This window comes from Proteus sp. G3927 (genome assembly GCF_963894685.1).
Taxonomy (GTDB): domain Bacteria; phylum Pseudomonadota; class Gammaproteobacteria; order Enterobacterales; family Enterobacteriaceae; genus Proteus; species Proteus mirabilis.
On sequence record NZ_CAWQGX010000018.1, the window covers coordinates 123,567 to 140,841 of the forward strand.

At 40.5% G+C, this 17,275-nt stretch carries 18 protein-coding genes; 9 read left to right on the forward strand and 9 right to left on the reverse strand.

Annotated elements, in window-relative coordinates; genetic code table 11:
* Positions 1–41: 41 nt before the first annotated feature.
* Both dut and coaBC read right to left on the reverse strand, forming a co-directional pair.
* Entirely contained in the window at positions 42–500 is a 459-nt protein-coding gene (gene dut, locus AACV00_RS06255) for a dUTP diphosphatase (RefSeq protein ID WP_004246490.1), read from the reverse strand.
* Positions 484–1,692 carry a bifunctional phosphopantothenoylcysteine decarboxylase/phosphopantothenate--cysteine ligase CoaBC gene (coaBC, locus tag AACV00_RS06260; protein ID WP_049219319.1) on the reverse strand — a complete coding sequence of 403 codons (1,209 nt, stop codon included), beginning with the start codon at positions 1,690–1,692 and terminating at the stop codon, positions 484–486. Before coaBC ends, dut begins: the two co-directional genes overlap by 17 nt.
* Positions 1,693–1,999: 307 nt before the next feature.
* Here coaBC and radC point away from each other — a divergent pair, with 307 nt between their 5' ends.
* The 7 genes from radC (at position 2,000) to AACV00_RS06295 (ending at position 8,035) form a co-directional block, all read left to right on the forward strand.
* Entirely contained in the window at positions 2,000–2,671 is a 672-nt protein-coding gene (gene radC, locus AACV00_RS06265; RefSeq protein WP_004249757.1) for a RadC family protein, read from the forward strand.
* A gap of 247 nt (positions 2,672–2,918) precedes the next feature.
* Positions 2,919–3,155: a 50S ribosomal protein L28 gene (gene rpmB / locus AACV00_RS06270; RefSeq protein ID WP_004246485.1), complete on the forward strand. Its 237-nt coding sequence runs from the start codon at positions 2,919–2,921 to the stop codon at positions 3,153–3,155.
* Positions 3,156–3,166: 11 nt separating this feature from the next.
* Positions 3,167–3,334 carry a 50S ribosomal protein L33 gene (rpmG, locus tag AACV00_RS06275; RefSeq protein ID WP_004246483.1) on the forward strand — a complete coding sequence of 56 codons (168 nt, stop codon included), beginning with the start codon at positions 3,167–3,169 and terminating at the stop codon, positions 3,332–3,334.
* A 148-nt stretch (positions 3,335–3,482) separates the two neighbouring features.
* A complete protein-coding gene (locus tag AACV00_RS06280) occupies positions 3,483–4,610 on the forward strand; it encodes a glycosyltransferase family 4 protein (protein ID WP_012368651.1) in 1,128 nt (375 codons plus the stop codon).
* Positions 4,611–4,748: 138 nt separating this feature from the next.
* On the forward strand, positions 4,749–5,750 hold the full coding sequence (locus tag AACV00_RS06285) for a glycosyltransferase family 9 protein (RefSeq protein ID WP_012368652.1): 1,002 nt from the start codon (positions 4,749–4,751) through the stop codon (positions 5,748–5,750).
* 3 nt (positions 5,751–5,753) lie between these two features.
* Positions 5,754–6,860, forward strand: coding sequence for a glycosyltransferase family 4 protein (locus AACV00_RS06290; RefSeq protein WP_036919452.1), 1,107 nt, complete (start codon positions 5,754–5,756; stop codon positions 6,858–6,860).
* Positions 6,857–8,035, forward strand: a complete 1,179-nt coding sequence (locus tag AACV00_RS06295) for a glycosyltransferase family 4 protein (RefSeq protein ID WP_017826991.1) — start codon at positions 6,857–6,859, stop codon at positions 8,033–8,035. The genes AACV00_RS06290 and AACV00_RS06295 overlap by 4 nt, the downstream gene beginning before the upstream one ends.
* Here AACV00_RS06295 and rfaL read toward each other — a convergent pair.
* A complete protein-coding gene (rfaL, locus tag AACV00_RS06300; protein WP_161680128.1) occupies positions 8,028–9,296 on the reverse strand; it encodes an O-antigen ligase RfaL in 1,269 nt (422 codons plus the stop codon). The two genes, AACV00_RS06295 and rfaL, sit on opposite strands and share 8 nt — an antisense overlap.
* Positions 9,297–9,417: 121 nt before the next feature.
* Between rfaL and mutM the strand changes: the two genes are divergently transcribed.
* Positions 9,418–10,242 carry a bifunctional DNA-formamidopyrimidine glycosylase/DNA-(apurinic or apyrimidinic site) lyase gene (gene mutM / locus AACV00_RS06305; RefSeq protein ID WP_004249937.1) on the forward strand — a complete coding sequence of 275 codons (825 nt, stop codon included), beginning with the start codon at positions 9,418–9,420 and terminating at the stop codon, positions 10,240–10,242.
* On the opposite strand, the gene coaD is transcribed toward mutM, so the two are convergent.
* The 6 genes from coaD to rfaQ form a co-directional block, all read right to left on the reverse strand.
* Positions 10,239–10,724 carry a pantetheine-phosphate adenylyltransferase gene (gene coaD, locus AACV00_RS06310; RefSeq protein ID WP_004246474.1) on the reverse strand — a complete coding sequence of 162 codons (486 nt, stop codon included), beginning with the start codon at positions 10,722–10,724 and terminating at the stop codon, positions 10,239–10,241. The two genes, mutM and coaD, sit on opposite strands and share 4 nt — an antisense overlap.
* A complete protein-coding gene (locus AACV00_RS06315; protein WP_036895904.1) occupies positions 10,714–11,493 on the reverse strand; it encodes a glycosyltransferase family 2 protein in 780 nt (259 codons plus the stop codon). The genes coaD and AACV00_RS06315 overlap by 11 nt, the downstream gene beginning before the upstream one ends.
* Positions 11,493–12,770, reverse strand: a complete 1,278-nt coding sequence (waaA, locus tag AACV00_RS06320; RefSeq protein ID WP_161680130.1) for a lipid IV(A) 3-deoxy-D-manno-octulosonic acid transferase — start codon at positions 12,768–12,770, stop codon at positions 11,493–11,495. Before waaA ends, AACV00_RS06315 begins: the two co-directional genes overlap by 1 nt.
* 81 nt (positions 12,771–12,851) lie before the next feature.
* Complete coding sequence (locus AACV00_RS06325) at positions 12,852–13,955, reverse strand: glycosyltransferase (protein WP_004249748.1); 1,104 nt, start codon at positions 13,953–13,955, stop codon at positions 12,852–12,854.
* Entirely contained in the window at positions 13,952–15,085 is a 1,134-nt protein-coding gene (locus AACV00_RS06330; RefSeq protein WP_004249747.1) for a glycosyltransferase family 4 protein, read from the reverse strand. The genes AACV00_RS06325 and AACV00_RS06330 overlap by 4 nt, the downstream gene beginning before the upstream one ends.
* Complete coding sequence (gene rfaQ, locus AACV00_RS06335) at positions 15,085–16,152, reverse strand: putative lipopolysaccharide heptosyltransferase III (protein ID WP_049199802.1); 1,068 nt, start codon at positions 16,150–16,152, stop codon at positions 15,085–15,087. Before rfaQ ends, AACV00_RS06330 begins: the two co-directional genes overlap by 1 nt.
* A 159-nt stretch (positions 16,153–16,311) precedes the next feature.
* On the opposite strand from rfaQ, the gene AACV00_RS06340 reads away from it, so the two are divergent.
* Positions 16,312–17,274: a polysaccharide deacetylase family protein gene (locus tag AACV00_RS06340; protein WP_161680131.1), complete on the forward strand. Its 963-nt coding sequence runs from the start codon at positions 16,312–16,314 to the stop codon at positions 17,272–17,274.
* Position 17,275: the final 1 nt, after the last annotated feature.

Below are 17,275 nucleotides of genomic sequence, written 5' to 3' on the forward strand. Positions count from 1 at the left end.
GATATCGTCATTGATATTAAAATAAATGCAAGACGTCGTGCTTATTGGCGACCAGAGTGTCCAAAACCGCCTGTACCACGCTCTGTTGCCGTAAAATCTTCTACAATATTAAATTCTGCTTGAACAACAGGTACGATAACCATCTGGGCAATACGTTCGCCGGGTTCAATAGTGAACGCTTGTTGACCACGATTCCATACCGATACCATCAGTTGACCTTGATAATCAGAATCAATTAATCCCACTAAGTTACCGAGTACCACCCCATGTTTATGACCTAGGCCTGAGCGAGGAAGCACCATTGCCGCTAACCCTTCATCAGCAATATGTACAGCAAGACCTGTAGGTAACAGCTCAGTTTGTCCTGGTGCTAATACCAGTGGAGCATCAAGGCAAGCACGTAAATCTAAACCAGCAGAGCCTGTTGTTGCATACGCAGGGAGTGGATACTCTTGTCCAATTCGTGGATCAAGGATTTTAACGTCAATTTTTTTCATCATAATGTTTGGCTATCTCGTCAAGTAGGCGATGACTCAGTTGCGTTTTACTACTATGTGGTAAACGCGTTTCTCCATTTGCCCAGATAAGGTGTAATGCGTTGTTATCACTATTAAAACCAGCATCTTTTAGTGATACATCATTAGCACAGATTAAATCGAGTTGTTTTTGTTCTCGTTTACGGCGGGCATATTCTTCCACATTCTGGGTTTCGGCTGCAAATCCGACAACAAATGGGCGATGCTCAACCATTTTTCCGACACTGGCAACAATATCGGGGTTTTTTATCATAGTTATCGTTACTTCATCACCTTGTTTTTTAATTTTTTCAGGGGCAACCTGTTTGGCTCGATAATCGGCAACGGCAGCACAACCAATAAAAATATCTTGGGATGGCGCAATATCCATCACTTGTTGATACATCTCTTGGGCACTTTCGACGTCGATACGTTTAACACAAGCAGGTGTCGGCAATGTGACAGGGCCGGCAATGAGTGTCACTTCTGCTCCCCGTTGAGCGGCCGCTTGCGCAATAGCAAAGCCCATTTTTCCTGAGCTATGGTTGCTGATAAAGCGTACTGGATCTAAGGCTTCACGTGTTGGGCCTGCGGTAATGGTAATTTTTTTACCTTTAAAATCGTGTTGAATTGCAAATTGTTGCTCTGCTAATGCCACCAATTCAAGAGGATCTAACATTCTACCGGGTCCAACATCACCACAGGCTTGGCTACCAGAGTCAGGCCCCCAGATAAGACAACCTCGTTGTGCCAAAGCCGTTAAATTTTCTTGTGTAATCGCCGCACGATACATTTGTTGATTCATCGCTGGGGCAATCGCAATAGGTGCTGCACTGGCTAAACAGAGTGTGGTTAACAGATCGTTTGCCATTCCCATGCGTAAACGAGCAATTAAATCCGCGGTAGCAGGGGCTAATAAAATCAGATCAGCCCATTTTCCTAGTTCGATATGTCCCATTGCGGCTTCTGCGGCAGGATCAAGCAAATCATCCGCAACAGGGAAGCCTGATACCGCTTGTAGCGATAACGGGGTGACAAAGGCATGTGCTGCAGGCGTCATAACGACGCGCACAATAGCGCCTTTATCACGTAAACGACGGACTAGCTCAGGCGCTTTATAGGCCGCAATACCACCACTGATACCCAGAATAATCTTTTTGTCGTGAAGTGTAGTCATGATGAAATGCCTAATTGCATAAATAAATGTCCATAATTTTACCACAAGCTAAGCCAGAGTTAGGCATTCTATGTAATACGATGTTTTATAAAATAAATTATTGTGTATTACCTCGCACAAATTTTATCTGTGGCTTTTTTATTCAACTTGTACAGTTTATAGTAAATTAACTGTATATAACAACAGTTGTTTTGTGATAAATATTGCATGAAAGATAAAATTAAATAATTGAAAGATAAAATAACAAGATAGGCCAATTATAACGTATTGATGTTTAAATGCTTGGCGAAAAGGGAGAGCACAAAGAATGGAAAACGCAACCATAGAGACACTCTTACCGAGAGAAAAACTGCTATTGCATGGTGTAGAATCGTTAACGGATGCAGAGTTATTGGCCATTTTTTTACGTACAGGCACCTATGAAAAATCGGTATTAGAATTAGCAGACTTTTTACTTAGAAAGTGTGGTTCTCTCTATCATGTGATCAATGCGGATTATGAAACATTAGGCTGTTTTAAGGGGATAGGCGTGGGTAAATTTACCCAATTACAAGCCATTAATGAGATGGCTCAACGCTTTATTAAAACAAAGTTTATGCATAAAAATATCCTCTCCTCATCCGCAGAAACCAAAAGTTATTTGCAAAAACGACTTAATTGGCGTGATAGAGAAGTATTTGTCGTGCTATTTTTAGATAACCAAAACCAAATGATCGATTGTGAGGAAATGTTTAAAGGAACGGTGGATCGTGTTGAAGTTCACCCCAGAGAAATTATTCGCCAGTCGATTAAAAAGAACGCAGCATCGATTATTTTAGCCCATAATCATCCTTCAGGTCTGTCTGAGCCAAGTCTTGCCGATAAGCAGATGACAGAAAAAATTTTTACAGCTTGTCAATTAGTCGGTATAAAAGTGCTTGATCACCTTGTGGTAGGGCATGATAACTGTGTTTCTTTTGCTGAGCGAGGTTGGTTATAGCCAATATTTTTTAAAATTATTGACAATCTTTATTGTACGGGTCTTGAGCGTTGAGGCCATTGGGCGTATACTACGCCACCTTTGAGGATCTTGGGTTTGGCGAGAAGAGCCTATCTCAGCAAGTTTTTTCTGAGGTGTTTACACAGTTTTTCAATCGTTAAAAGTTGCTGAGATGGGCTCCAAAGCCTGACGAGGCGGTCAAACCTGATACTAAAGCTCGAGCTGATTAGATTTTTGGAGAATAGACATGTCCCGAGTCTGCCAAGTTACCGGCAAGCGTCCTGTGAGTGGAAACAACCGCTCTCACGCATTAAACGCGACTAAACGCCGTTTTCTGCCAAACCTGCACTCTCACCGTTTCTGGGTTGAGTCTGAGAAACGTTTCGTAACTCTGCGTGTATCTGCTAAAGGTATGCGTGTGATCGATAAGAAAGGCATCGAATCTGTATTAGCAGATTTACGTGCCCGTGGTGAGAAGTACTAAGGAGCTGAAAAATGGCTAAAGGTATTCGCGAGAAAATTAAACTCGTTTCTTCTGCTGGTACAGGTCACTTCTATACCACTACGAAGAACAAACGCACTATGCCAGAAAAACTGGAAATGAAAAAATTCGATCCAGTTGTTCGTCAGCATGTGACTTATAAAGAAGCTAAAATTAAATAATTTTAGTTCTCTGAAAAAAACCCGACCTTAGCGTCGGGTTTTTTGTTATCTGGCTTGCGCTAAGTATAACAAAGTAAAGCTATTATGATCTTTATTGACTCTTTCGTTATACTAGTGCCCTTTTTATCTATCGAGTGAATAGTTGCAGATGAGTAAATCGGTGTTATCTATCTTACATACAGAGTCGTCTTGTGGTTGGGGTGGTCAAGAAATCCGCATTTTGACAGAATCTCAAGGCATGGTGCAAAGAGGGCACCATGTGACACTGGTTTGCTGTCCAAACTCAAAAATTGCCAAAGCAGCCCCTGACTATGGTATTGAGGTTGTCACATTACCGATTGAAAAAAAACGCGGATCTGCACTGATGGCATTGCGTAATTGGTTAAAAGTCCATCGTCAGCAATTTGATGTGATTAATACCCATAGCTCGACAGATGCTTGGTTAGTTGCGCTATCTTGTGCTTCATTACGCCACTCTCCCGCCATAGTACGTACTCGCCATGTATCTACCGATGTATCACGTTCACTGCCCACGCGTTGGCTCTACCTGTCTTCAAGTGCCCATATTGTCACTACCGGTGAAAAATTACGCCAAACCTTACATCAATATAATCGTTTTCCGCTCAGTCAAATGACCTCAGTTCCTACGGGGATCGATTTAGAAAAGTTCTCGCCACAAAATAAACAGCAAGCACGAGAAAAAATAGGTGTGCCTAATAAACCTACATTAGGGATTGTGGCAACAATGCGGGTATGGAAAGGACATAAATACCTAATAGAAGCTTGGAAAACACTGCATCTTCAATTTCCTGACTGGCAACTACTTCTCGTCGGAGATGGCCCACAACGTAAAAATTTACAACCGATGGTTAAACTTGCAGGGTTAGAAGAGAGTGTCTTTTTCTTAGGCAACCGCAATGATGTACCGGATTGCTTAAATGCAATGGATTTATTTGCCTTACCCTCTTTTGGTAACGAAGGGGTGCCACAAGGTATTATGCAAGCGATGGCTTGCGGATTACCGGTGGTATCAACCACAGTAGGTGCAATTAGTGAAGCGGTGATTGATGGTAAAACTGGTTTTACATTGGCACCTCAAGTACAAGAAACCCTAATCAATTACCTTGCTAAATTAATGGCCTCTGATGAGTTACGTCAACAAATGGGGCAAGCGTCATTAGCCCATGCCAAAGCTCAGTTTGGTTTAGATAACATGCTAGATAAAATGGAAAAAATATTTATTAACGCCATTAGCCTTAAAGATAAATCACGATAATTGATATCCTATAAAGTCGCTAAGGGCTAATTATCCTGTATCTGATGTTATATTTTCATTCTGTTTATGAATATTTGTAATGCTTTTTAGTGTATAGTCTGGAAAGTAAATGTATCATTTAAACTAAATAAAAAGTGTATGGATCCAAAAAACATATTGGTTATAGCAATTGCGCGTTTTGGTGATACGTTACTGATCACGCCGGTGATCCACGCACTAAAAGAGCGTTGGCCGAATGCCCGTATTCATGTATTGGCGCATAAACGCAGTGCCTGCATCTTGCAGCACAATCCTGATATTTTTAGTGTTAAGCCTTTCTCGAAAAAGCGCGCCCGTTGGCGAGGATGGTTACCCCATAAACCTTATGATTTAGCTTTGGTATATGGAAATGATCATTCATTAGTGCAGTATGCCCGCCGTCAATCACAACATGTAGTGGCTTTTGCTGAAAATAACCAAAAGCAATCAGACATAACATGGGTGGCTTACCCTAAAGAGTTAATGGTGGCACAAAAAGAGCGTGCTTTATTAATTAATGCATTAGGAATTTACCCAACCAATTGGCAATTACGCTACTCTATTAGTTCAGAAGAAAAGCAATTTGCCCAACAGTTTATAGAGAGTAATGCATTAATTAATAAGCACATTATTGGCTTACAATTACAAAGTTTTCCTGCCAAAGCTTACCGCGATTGGCCTATAGAACACTTTTTGCAGTTAGCCAAACAGATAATGACTCATGACGAGCAGGCCTATTTTCTGTTATTAGGTGGGAAAGAGAGCCAACAAGTCGCCATTGAACTGGCGAAAAAAATAGGTACTGAGCATTGTTTGGCATTAGCAGGGCAAGTTTCTATGCGCGAAAATGCTGCCATTATGGCGCATTTGTCGCTCTATATCGGGGTTGATACAGGGCCGACGCATTTAGCTGGCGCGTTAGGTATTCCGATGGTAGCCATGTATCACAGCTATCATCCCGGATGTTATTTAGCGCCATTACAACATTCATGTTGTCATATTATCCAACATCCTATTGCGTTAGCCGATGCAAGTCGTGAAGATAGTATGTCTGATATTTCTGTCGCCAATGTTTGGCATGCCGTTAGCGATATTTTAAATGGAATAAAGGTGAAACAGTAACTCATGAAGATTGGCTTAATTGATGTCACAATCACAATGTCTTATGGTGGGATCCAAACCGCAGTATGGGAGCTTGCCAAACAGTTACATGATGCGGGACATGAGGTACATCTTTATGGGGGCAATGGTGATGTCAGGCATGAACTAGCAGGCCGACAAATTCATATTCATACCTATCCTTATACACCAAGAGAGAAAGTTATCGATCTCGGTGGTCGTTTTCGTCGTATTGTTGAACGTTATAGTTTTGCTCGCTATGCTAAACAAGATGTTATTCGACAAAATTTTGATTGGGTTATTTTAACCAAGCCGTTTGATTTCTTTTGGCCTGCAATGATGCCCAAATCTTGCTCGACACGTTTTTGTTATATGAGTGGTGGCACCAGCTTTTTTAAAGGTGATCGTAAACTGGCGAAAAAAATCTCTGCTTGGGTTGCGTGTAGCCATTTTAATGCTTGGCAAATTCAGCAGCATTTTAAACAATTTCCTGCGGTTATCTATAATGGTGTTGATATGGCAAAGTTTAAGCCTATGACAACATCTTTGCGCCAACAGCTCGGTGTGAGTGAGCCTACATTTTTATTGGCATTTGCGGGGCGTGTAGTCGGTTGGAAAGGCTTAAGTGTTGCTATTGATGCAATAGCCCAATTGCGAGATGAAGACGTTAAGTTACTGATCATCGGCGCGGGGGATGCGCTGGAACAATTAAAAAATAAAGCGATGGTAAAAGGTGTTGCTGAACAAGTTATTTTTCATCAACCAGTTGAGCACGCAATGTTACCTGAGTTTTATGCCGCTTGTGATGCAGGGGTTTTCCCAAGTATCGGCGATGAAGCATTTGGGATCACCATTGCAGAAGCAATGGCATGTGGAAAACCGGTGATTGCCAGCTATATCGGCGGTATTCCTGAGGTGGTAGGCAATGAGCAAAGTGCAGGATTATTGGTAACCCCAGGTGATGTAACCGCGATGGTGAAAGCCATCAACCATCTTCGGGCATTGCCGGATAGAGGTAAAGCGATGGGTGAAAATGCACGCCAACGCATTGCTTCTCACTATACTTGGCAACATTCAGCACAACGATTACTACAGGCATTAAAAACAGAATGATGAAAATCGCCTATCTTGATCCTTATCCCGTTCCCGATTTGCGTGTGGCTTCATTGCAAATATTGCAAAACGTTGATGCGTTTGCCCGTGCCGGTGCACAAGTGACGCTAGTCACCCCCAAAGGACAGTATCGAGATAGCGATATTCTCGGGCGTGATATTCATAACAATGCGCGGTTAATTGCGCTAAGAGATATCAGACGTAAATGGTATTTTCCCTTTAATTCTCAAAAGCTATTTTCATTACAAATTGCACGTTGGTTAAAACAACACCCTGTTGATGCACTATTTACGCGTAATTTAAAACTGGCCTGTTATCTGGCTGAGAACCATGCAGATATTCCGCTTTTTTTCGAAAGCCATGAGATTTTTGCGCAATCTTTTGCAGAGTCGCACTCTTTTGAAACGAAAAAAAATCGCCTGAAATACCATAAACTACTAAAAATGGAGAAGTTGGTATACAGTCGCGCAACGGCAGTATTTGTGCTGACCTCGCTGTTAAGGGACGATATTATTTCGCAATATCAAGTAACCACGCCTATTACTATTGTACCCGATGGGGTGGATTTATATGCCGCAGATAGCAACAAAGATAGCCATAGAGATATAACCGCTACGACCAATAATGTAACAGAGGTACTTTATCTAGGTAGTTTGCATAAATGGAAAGGGATCCCCACCATGATGCGAGCGATGAAATATCTGGATAATGCTAGACTGAATATTGCTGGTGGAACGGCTGAGCAAATTAAAGGGCTGCAATTGCTTGCTAAGGAGATGGATGTAAAAGAGAAAGTTAACTTTCTTGGTTTTATCGATCCTAAACAACGCTTTCAGGCGATTGCTCAACATGATATTTGTGTGCTGCCTTTAACCTTAACCAGTATCGGTAGTCGCTACACCTCTCCGTTAAAACTGTTTGAATATATGGCGATGAGAAAACCGGTGGTTATTTCAGATTTTCCATCAATTCGTGATGTGGTGGATGAAAAAGCGGTGAGTTTTGCTGATAGTGGTGATGCGCAGAGTTTTGCCCAACAAATTAAATTACTAAGAGAAGAGCCACAACGTACCAGTGAGAAAATCAATCACGCCCGCTCATTAGTTGAAAATTATTACAACTGGGATAAACGGGCAGAGACGATTTTACATACCATCAATAAACTGATTAGCTAACAGATGTATTTTCTTGGGTCGGTGTTGCTGAGGGCTGATTTAATAATGAATAGCGCAATGCTAACATTAACCCTAATAAAATACCCACTTGATTAATATAGGCATTTTCAAATAATCCACGCAGTACATAAATCCCTAAAAACGATATTAATAACACTAGCGCTGCTTGGCGAATAATCCCCTGATTTTTGCGGATCAGTTGAATACCCTGAGCGATAAAAGACGCGCAGAAATAGAGTAGACTTATTAACCCCAAAATACCGCCGGCAAACCAGAAAGCTAAAAATACATTATGGGGGCCAATGGATTTTTTAAAAAACCAGTTTTTATGCTGTTTTACTTGCTGATTATAAACATTATGATAAAGCTGATTACCATAACCATAGCCTTTAATAGGTTGTTCTAAGATCAAATCTAAGGCTGAGCCTTGGGTGCCTCCATCAAATCTTAGTCCGCTATTGGTTTGCGATAGTTTATATTTAAGTTTGGCGTTAATAAATTGGTTATTAGGTAATTGTGTTACACCGAAAAAGAGCGCAACGCAGATACCCATGCTGAGTAAAGTAAATATCCACTGGCGATTAATGATTAAGATAAGTAATGTGCTAATCGCTAATGCGACCCAAGCCCCGCGTGCTAATGTCCCTAAAATTGCAAATAAAAATAATAGGCTAACTACACTTAATAAAAGCCAATTAATTATCGAATGATTTTTTTTCAATGCCCATAAGGCCAATATAATAGGAAAGAAAAATAGCAGAGCATAAGAGATTTCTCTATGCGCTAATTGACTTTTTGTTGTAAAAGGCAAAAGATTTTGCTGATATTCCAAATAATACTGCACCAACTCCTTTGCCATAATCACCAATAACCCCATGGCGAATGACACCATCACCATCTTCGCAATTGCCGTAGGTGTTTCTTTATACAATACAATGGGAAACGCAATGGCAAAGAGCAGTAAGCCATTTAAAATCGGCTTATTAATCTCCTTTAGACTCAGTGCGGGCTCTACGGAAATCACCACTGAATAGCCAATGGCGAGCAATAAAAAAAACAGCGCATAGGCGAGATTATTTTTAAAAATCTGACCAATAGTGCGAAAATCACGCACCAGATACCAAAGTGCCGTTGCACCAATTAGCCCCATCACTATATTTTTATAGCGAGTGATATCGGGTAAGTAGATCAATATAATGTAAAGTCCAATAATGGATAAATTCCACAAAGATTTTTTACTATCGTCTTTAAACAACATCATAATAAGCTACCACTGTCCTTTATGTTATATTGCTCTAGCGGTTTGTGGGGATGAATGGCTCATCATACAATAAAAATGATGTTATCGCTGTATTTCTCAAGTGACAATAATGGAGTGACTTGTGCCAGAATTACCAGAAGTTGAAACCAGTCGCCGAGGTATTGAGCCTCATTTAGTGGGCAATATCTTGCACTACGCGATAGTGCGTAACAGTAAATTACGTTGGCCTGTTTCTGAAAAAATCAAAACCTTGCTGGATGAACCGATTTTAAGTGTTAAACGGCGCGCTAAATATCTGTTAATTGAATTAAATCAAGGATGGATCATTGTTCATTTAGGCATGTCCGGCAGTGTACGTATCTTGCCAGAAGAGCAGCCTGAAGAGAAACACGATCATATTGATTTAGTGTTTCGTGATGGCAAGGTACTACGCTATACCGATCCGCGTCGTTTCGGTGCATGGCTATGGTGTGAAGATTTAGCCACCAGCTCCGTATTAGCCCATTTAGGGCCAGAGCCGCTTTCGGCGCAATTTAACGCGCAATATTTATATCAACAGAGCAAAAATAAAAAAATCGCCATCAAACCATGGCTAATGGATAACAAACTGGTGGTGGGTGTCGGCAATATTTATGCGAACGAAGCACTCTTTTCATCAGGGATCATGCCAGATAGAAAAGCCAGTAGCTTAACCGAGCAAGAGTGTGACGTATTGGTTAATGCCATTAAAACGGTATTAACTCGCTCGATAGAGCAAGGGGGAACCACTTTAAAAGATTTTCTACAATCTGATGGTAAACCAGGTTATTTTGCCCAAGAGCTATTTGTCTACGGGCGCAAAGATAAAGCGTGCTTAATTTGTGGTCATACTATTGAAAGTATTAAGCAGGGGCAACGTAGCACTTTCTTTTGCCGACATTGCCAACATGGTGAAATAACCGATTAACGCTTACCGAGCTTTTGTAGCATTGCTGTAGCAACCACTTCAGGTAAAAAAGTCGATACATCGCCGTCATGACGTGCCACATCTTTGATCAGTGAAGAAGAAACAAAAGAGAGATTTTGTGAAGGCAACAAAAAGACACTATCGAGATCTGGGGCAAAATGACGGTTCATATTCGCCAGTTGCCACTCATATTCAAAATCAGAAACCGAGCGTACGCCACGGATCAAAATGGTCGCTTGCTGTTTTTTAGCAAAATTCGCCATTAACTCACAAAAGCCGACAACTTCCACATTCGGCAAGTGTTGGGTGACTTCTTTTGCTAAAGCGACACGCTCTTCTAAACTAAACATAGGGTTTTTACGGGCGCTGGCGGCAATAGCTAATAACACCGTGTCAAACATCCCCGCAGCACGAGTGAGAATATCAATATGCCCATAGGTGATGGGATCAAAGGTTCCAGGGTAGATAGCTTTATTTTTCATATTCACGGTTTTTCCGGCTAAGTTCCCATAATGAGGCGTATTTATTAAAGGTATACTGTGCATTAACAAATGCCAATATTAATCCCTGTTTTCCATCTAAAATACCCATTCTCAGTAACCAAGTTTTAAAAAACGCCCCCAGCGTATGGCTAATAATGGCGCTATAACGGGTGGTTTTACCCTGCTGATTGCGCTCTTGTGCCCATGCTTTAGCGTATTTTAGCTGTTTTTGTTGGAACTCGATTAAATCACGACAAGTAAGATGCAGCAGATCCCCTGGTAAAGTTTTAATGGTTGCGCCTTGGGTTTCTAATGACTCATGAACCAAATTATCATTATATTGATACTGTTCGCGAGCATAAAGGCGGGTTACTTTATCGGGATACCAACCACTATGTTTCATAAAACGGCCCATAAACAGGTTACGGCGAGCACAATTATAAACCACACCCGATTCAGGTTGTTGTAACACGGCTTGAATACTGGCTTTTAACTCAGGGGTAATACGCTCATCACTATCAATCATAAAAATATAATCGCCTGTGGCGTATTGCTGTGCTAATTGTCGCTGTTTACCAAACCCCGGCCATGGAGTATTACTAAATACTTTAGCCCCTTTTTCACGGGCCAACTGGCAAGTTGTATCATCGCTCCCTGAGTCTAAAACAATAATTTCATCAGCCCATTGTACCGAGTCTAAACATGCTTCAATAACATCCGCAACATTTTTACTGATCATCACGACCGAGAGGCGTTTATTTTCACTCATCAATGACTCCGAGGTGGCAGATAAGGAGAGAGTAAGGTTAATAAGCGCAATAACGCCCCTTGATTTTCATGAAGTACCTCAACGGCATGGTGTCCATAATAGCGGCGATAATCTTCATCATTGAGTAATGAGGCGATTGCCGTCGCCATAGAGTCACTATCAGTGACGGTAATTAGCCCTTCAGCTTGGTCTAACTTGGCACAGATATTTTTAAAATTAAAAGTATAAGGCCCCATTAATACCGGAATAGCATGGGCTGCGGCTTCTAATGGGTTATGTCCACCGCGCTCGACTAAACTGCCTCCAACAAAGGCCAGATCAGCAATACCATATAGCAACATTAACTCCCCCATAGTATCGCCTATCACCACTTGGGTTTGTGCATCGGGAATAGCATTACTACTGCGTAGGGTATATTTAAAGCCGGCCTCTTGGGTAAGTTGTTCTGCTTTTGCAAAACGTTCTGGATGGCGGGGAACTAAAATCAGCAACAGTTGAGGAAATTGTGCCAGTAATTTTTTATGGGTATCTAAGACAATCGCCTCTTCCCCTTCATGGGTACTGGTGGCTATCCAGACAGGGCGATGTGCTGCCCACTGGCGGCGTAATGCCACAGCTTTAGCAGCGAGTTCAGGGGTGACCGAGATATCAAACTTTAAGCTACCGGTAATATGCAGATGTGAGCGTTTTAGCCCTAAAGCAATAAAACGTTCGCCATCTTCCTGATTTTGGGCAGCAATTAAGGTAATTTTTCTCAGCATCGTTTTGACAAAACTACCTAGTTTTTGATAACCCGCCGCTGAGCGCTCTGATAAGCGAGCATTAGCAATAATCAATGGGATTTTGCGACGATAAAGCTGTGAGATAAGATTTGGCCACAGCTCTGTTTCCATGATGATCACCAATTTCGGATCAACCGTTGTAAGAAAACGATTAACCGAGCCGGGTAAATCATAAGGAAGGTAGACATGGTACACATCGTCACCAAATGCAGAGCGTACGCGCTCTGAGCCTGTTGGTGTCATGGTGGTGACGGTAATAGGTAAATCGGGATAATGGTGGCGTAATGCACGAACAAGAGGTACGGCGGCAAGTGTTTCACCCACTGAAACGGAGTGCAATAAAATGCCATGAGGCGCGACTTTGCCTCGACAAAAGCCATAGCGCTCACCCCACCGTTTGCGATAGGCGGGTGCTTTGCGGCTGCGTAATAAAAGACGTAGCCAAATCAGAGGTTGAATAAGGTAAAGAAGTACCTGATATAAACGCAACAACATGCTATCAAATTCACTTATCTGGACGAAAGCCTATAGTACCACACTGTGTAGGAGAAAGTGTGTAAAACAAGTCGGCGTGTATTACGGAATTAAAGCGATATACTGCTTTAAAATATGGTTTATTTCAAATTTTGCATAAGATGATGGCAATATTTGAGGTGGTGCGTAATAAGCGAGACGTAGTTTATCTGCGAGTGAGTCTGCATCCATATCTGAAAGATAGTTAGTCAGTTCGTCTGTCATAATTTCACTTACGCCACCAGGGCAACGAGTGCTTACAATGGGCGTTCCACAGATAAGAGCTTCAATTAGTACGGTTGGTAATCCTTCACTGTCAGAGCTGAGTGCAACAACTTTAGCACCTTGAATGATAGGGAGTGGATTGGCGATAAAACCCGCTAATATGACTTTTTCATTTAAATTGAGTTGGGCAATTTGCTGCTGTAATTGTTGCTTAATAACGGGAGTACCTTCCCCTAATAGAATAAGTTGACAAGGTATATTGGCTTTAGCGAAAGCATTTATCAATCTATCTTGTCGTTTAACTTCATGGAATCGCCCAACATGCAAAATATACGCTTTCCCTGCAAACGGGTTAGGTTGTGAGGCTTTATGTTGGATCTCCATAATATTAAATGGGTTATAAATTGTTTTTAATTGTTGTGCATCGACGCCAATAGCATGTATTAAATCGTCTTTTACCGCATTAGAAACACAAACAAGGTTTTTATCTTTATAAACTCGCTGAATTTTCTTCTTTTTTAACCAATAAGAGAAACCCGATTTATTACCAAGATAAGATTGTGAATAGATCCCATGAATACAGTACCAAACATTACAATGTTTTAGTTGTTTCGCTCGACAAACAATACGGTCTGTCTTATGTAAATTAGAAAGTACCAATGCAGGACGACCTTTTTGTGCAAAAAGTCGCGTTAATACCTTATCAAGAGATTTTGCTCTGCGAGATATCTCTGTTAGTTTTCTAAAGATACCTCGGTATTCATCATGATCAACAATATAGTCAATAAAATCAGGTAATTCATACGCCAATTTATTATGTAAGGATAAAAGAGTGACTTGATATCCTTGCTGATGAAAACCATTAGCCAGCCTGAGCGTGACATTTTCAGCGCCACCACCTGGTAATCCATCAATAATAAAAAGTATATGTCGTTGATTCACAAAGTTAATATCCGTTTATAAAGTGAAATAAGCTCGTCTGATAATCGCTTCGGTGTATAGGGGAGGATAGTTTCTCGCGCCACTTGCGACATTTCAGACCATGCTGAGTTTGTTGGAATTTGCACAATTGCCTCTGTTAATGCAGGAATATCTAACGCATCACAAACAAACCCATTTTTACCATTTTGAATAAATTCTGCACCACCACAACTGGTTGAAGTGATCACAGGCAAACCACATGATAACGCCTCAAGAATAACATTGGGAAACGGATCGTAAAGCGTTGGTAGTAATAAGGCATCGGCTATTTGATAAAAGTCGAGCGTCTTTTTTTGCATACCCAAAAAGAAGATACGCTGTCTACAGCCTAATTGTGTTGCAAGTTGTTCATATTTTGGCTGATTTTTATCACTACCTACGACAAGTAAGATTGACGATGTATTGGCAATGGCTGAAATAGCTGCAGCTAACCCTTTTCGTTCAAATCCCGATCCTACATAAATAAAACAAGGCTTATCTTGAGGGATATTATACTGTGTTTTTAAGCGCTGTTTTTGAGAATTTGTTGCTGGTACAAAAACATTATGGTCAATTGCATTATAAATAACAGATATTTTATCGGCAGAGAGGCCAAAATCCGCAATAATTTCCTTTTTCACCATCTGTGAGTTACAAATAACTTGTTTTAACGCTGGATCAGCATACATCTGTTGTTCTGCATTCATCACATAACGGTGGTATCTATCATAAAATAACCAACGTCCTTTCCAACGAGGTAATATTTTCTGTCGTTGTAATAACCAACGACGATGTACGCCATCACCTGCACGAAAAATATCACATCCCGCGATACGCTCATGGCTTTGTACAATATCAAAGTGGTTTTCTTGCCAGCATGCTCTAGCCGCTTTAGCAAAACCAGACTCCCGACTAATACGACCATATTTTTTGGGGTTGCATAGATGTATATGCCAATCAGGATGGGTATCACCCTGCCATTGTCGAGTAATGACGTTAAGTTCTAGTGCATCACTAGATAAGGCATCAAGTGCACGTGCGATAAAGCGCTCAGCACCGCCATCTGGACGGTATTTTTGTCTAACAATGGCTAATCGTAAAGGGGCATTCATTAGCTTAAGTACCTTTTTGCTGCATTAAATACAGCATCAACGGGAATAGCAGAAAGATAACGTTGTTGTGTATCGGTTTTTATTTGATCTGGGTGGGGGATTTTAGCGTAATTACCTGCCCAAATAGTTTCTCCAATGGCTTGCCAAGGATGCCAATGCTCTAGTTTTGATGGGCCAAAGAGTGCGACTAGCGGTGTTTTTAATGCAGCCGCCATATGCATAGCTACAGAATCAACACCAATAAAAAGAGCCGCATGATCAATTAATGCCGCAAGCTGAGAGAGTGATGTTTTTCCTGCTAATACATTAATTGATGTTTTATCAGGACACTGAGCTAAAATATTTTCTATCATCTCAAGCTCTTTCGCTTCTGGCCCTGATGTTAACACAATTGAGTAATTATCTTGCTGAAGCTGAGTAATTAATGTCGCCATTTTATCTTCATTCCAACATTTAAAAAACCAACGAGAGGTTGGTTGAATAACAATATAGTTTTTAGGGATATGATGCTTTTTAATTGTCTCTTCTAACCATTGTTTATCTTGGTGGCTATATGCCATGGTAACATCAGAAATAATTGGTACATTAAGAGGGGCTAGAATAGAAAGATTTTGCTCTACAGTGTGTAATTGTCCATGCTCTGCAGTAGGGACAATAATGTTATGACATTTTTGCCAAAACTTACTATTTTGCCGTTTTTCAAATTCAAACCCTAGGCGCACTGGGGCTTTGGTAACTAAGGCGAAAATAGCGGCTTTCCATTGGTCAGCTAAATTCACCACTAAGTCATATTGCTGTTTTTGTAAGATTTTCCCTAGTTGCCACTCTTTTTTTAATCGTGTGAACTTACCTTGATATTTCCAATTTCGGTCAAGATAAAAAATATGATTTATTAATGGATTATGTTCAAGCATCGGTAATGTTTCTTTGTATAATAAAACATCAATCTTTGCATTAGGATAAGCTGATTTTAACGAATTAATAACAGGTGTCGTTAATAACATATCTCCATGATGTTGAAGTTTAATAACCAGTATTCTGTTAAATGATTGATTTATATTATTCATAATTACTTTAGCTTCAATGAGATACTTTAATTGTAAACAAATCCGTAGAATGCATCTACCATACCTTGTTTATATTATTTGAATTGACGTTTTCTACTGCGTAACATGAGTCAATTGATACAATTATGAGCCTATAATCCATAAGTTGACGGGGAATGCATGAAAAAACCAGCATTTATTATCACATTAGATACCGAAGGCGATAATCTTTGGGAAAATGAGCATAACATTACTACGCAAAATACGCATTTTTTACCCCGTTTTCAGCAACTTTGCGAACGTTTTCAATTTAAACCCGTTTGGCTAACCAACTATGAAATGGCAATAGATGAAGCCTATATTGAGTTTGCACAAGATGTGATAGCCCGTAACACTGGGGAAATTGGTATGCACCTTCATGCATGGAATAGTCCCCCACTTGTTGCGTTAACGGACAATGATCTCCATTATCAGCCTTATTTAATTGAATACCCCAAATCGCAGATGCGTGACAAAATTGCCTTTATGACTGACTTACTGGAAAATAAACTACAAACAAAAATGTTAAGTCACCGTGCTGGGCGTTGGGCATTTAATGAAACTTATGCGCAGCTATTGATTGAATTTGGTTATCAAGTCGATTGCTCAGTCACACCCAAAGTCGATTGGCGTTTTACTAAAGGTGATCCGGCACAATCAGGCGGTACAAATTACAGTAATTTCCCAAGCCATGCGTACTTTATGGATGTTAATGATATCAGCAAAGCAGGGGATTCAACGTTACTTGAAGTGCCAATGAGTATTCAATATAAACATTCCCCTTTTATGAATAAAATTAAGCAAGGGTACGATAAGCTAAGAGGTAAACAACGTTCACCTTCTGTTAATTGGTTACGCCCTAAAGGGGGAAATGCACAACAGATGATTGAAGTGGCACAAAAATCTTTAGCTCAGGGTCACTCTCATATTGAATTTATGTTGCACTCTTCTGAGTTTATGCCTGGTGGAAGCCCTACTTTTAGAACAGAACAAGATATTGATGGCTTATATCATGATTTAGAAACACTATTTAATTTCTTACAAGATAAAGTACAGGGAATGACATTGGCTGAGTATTATCAAAATAGAGTGCAGGCAAAATAAG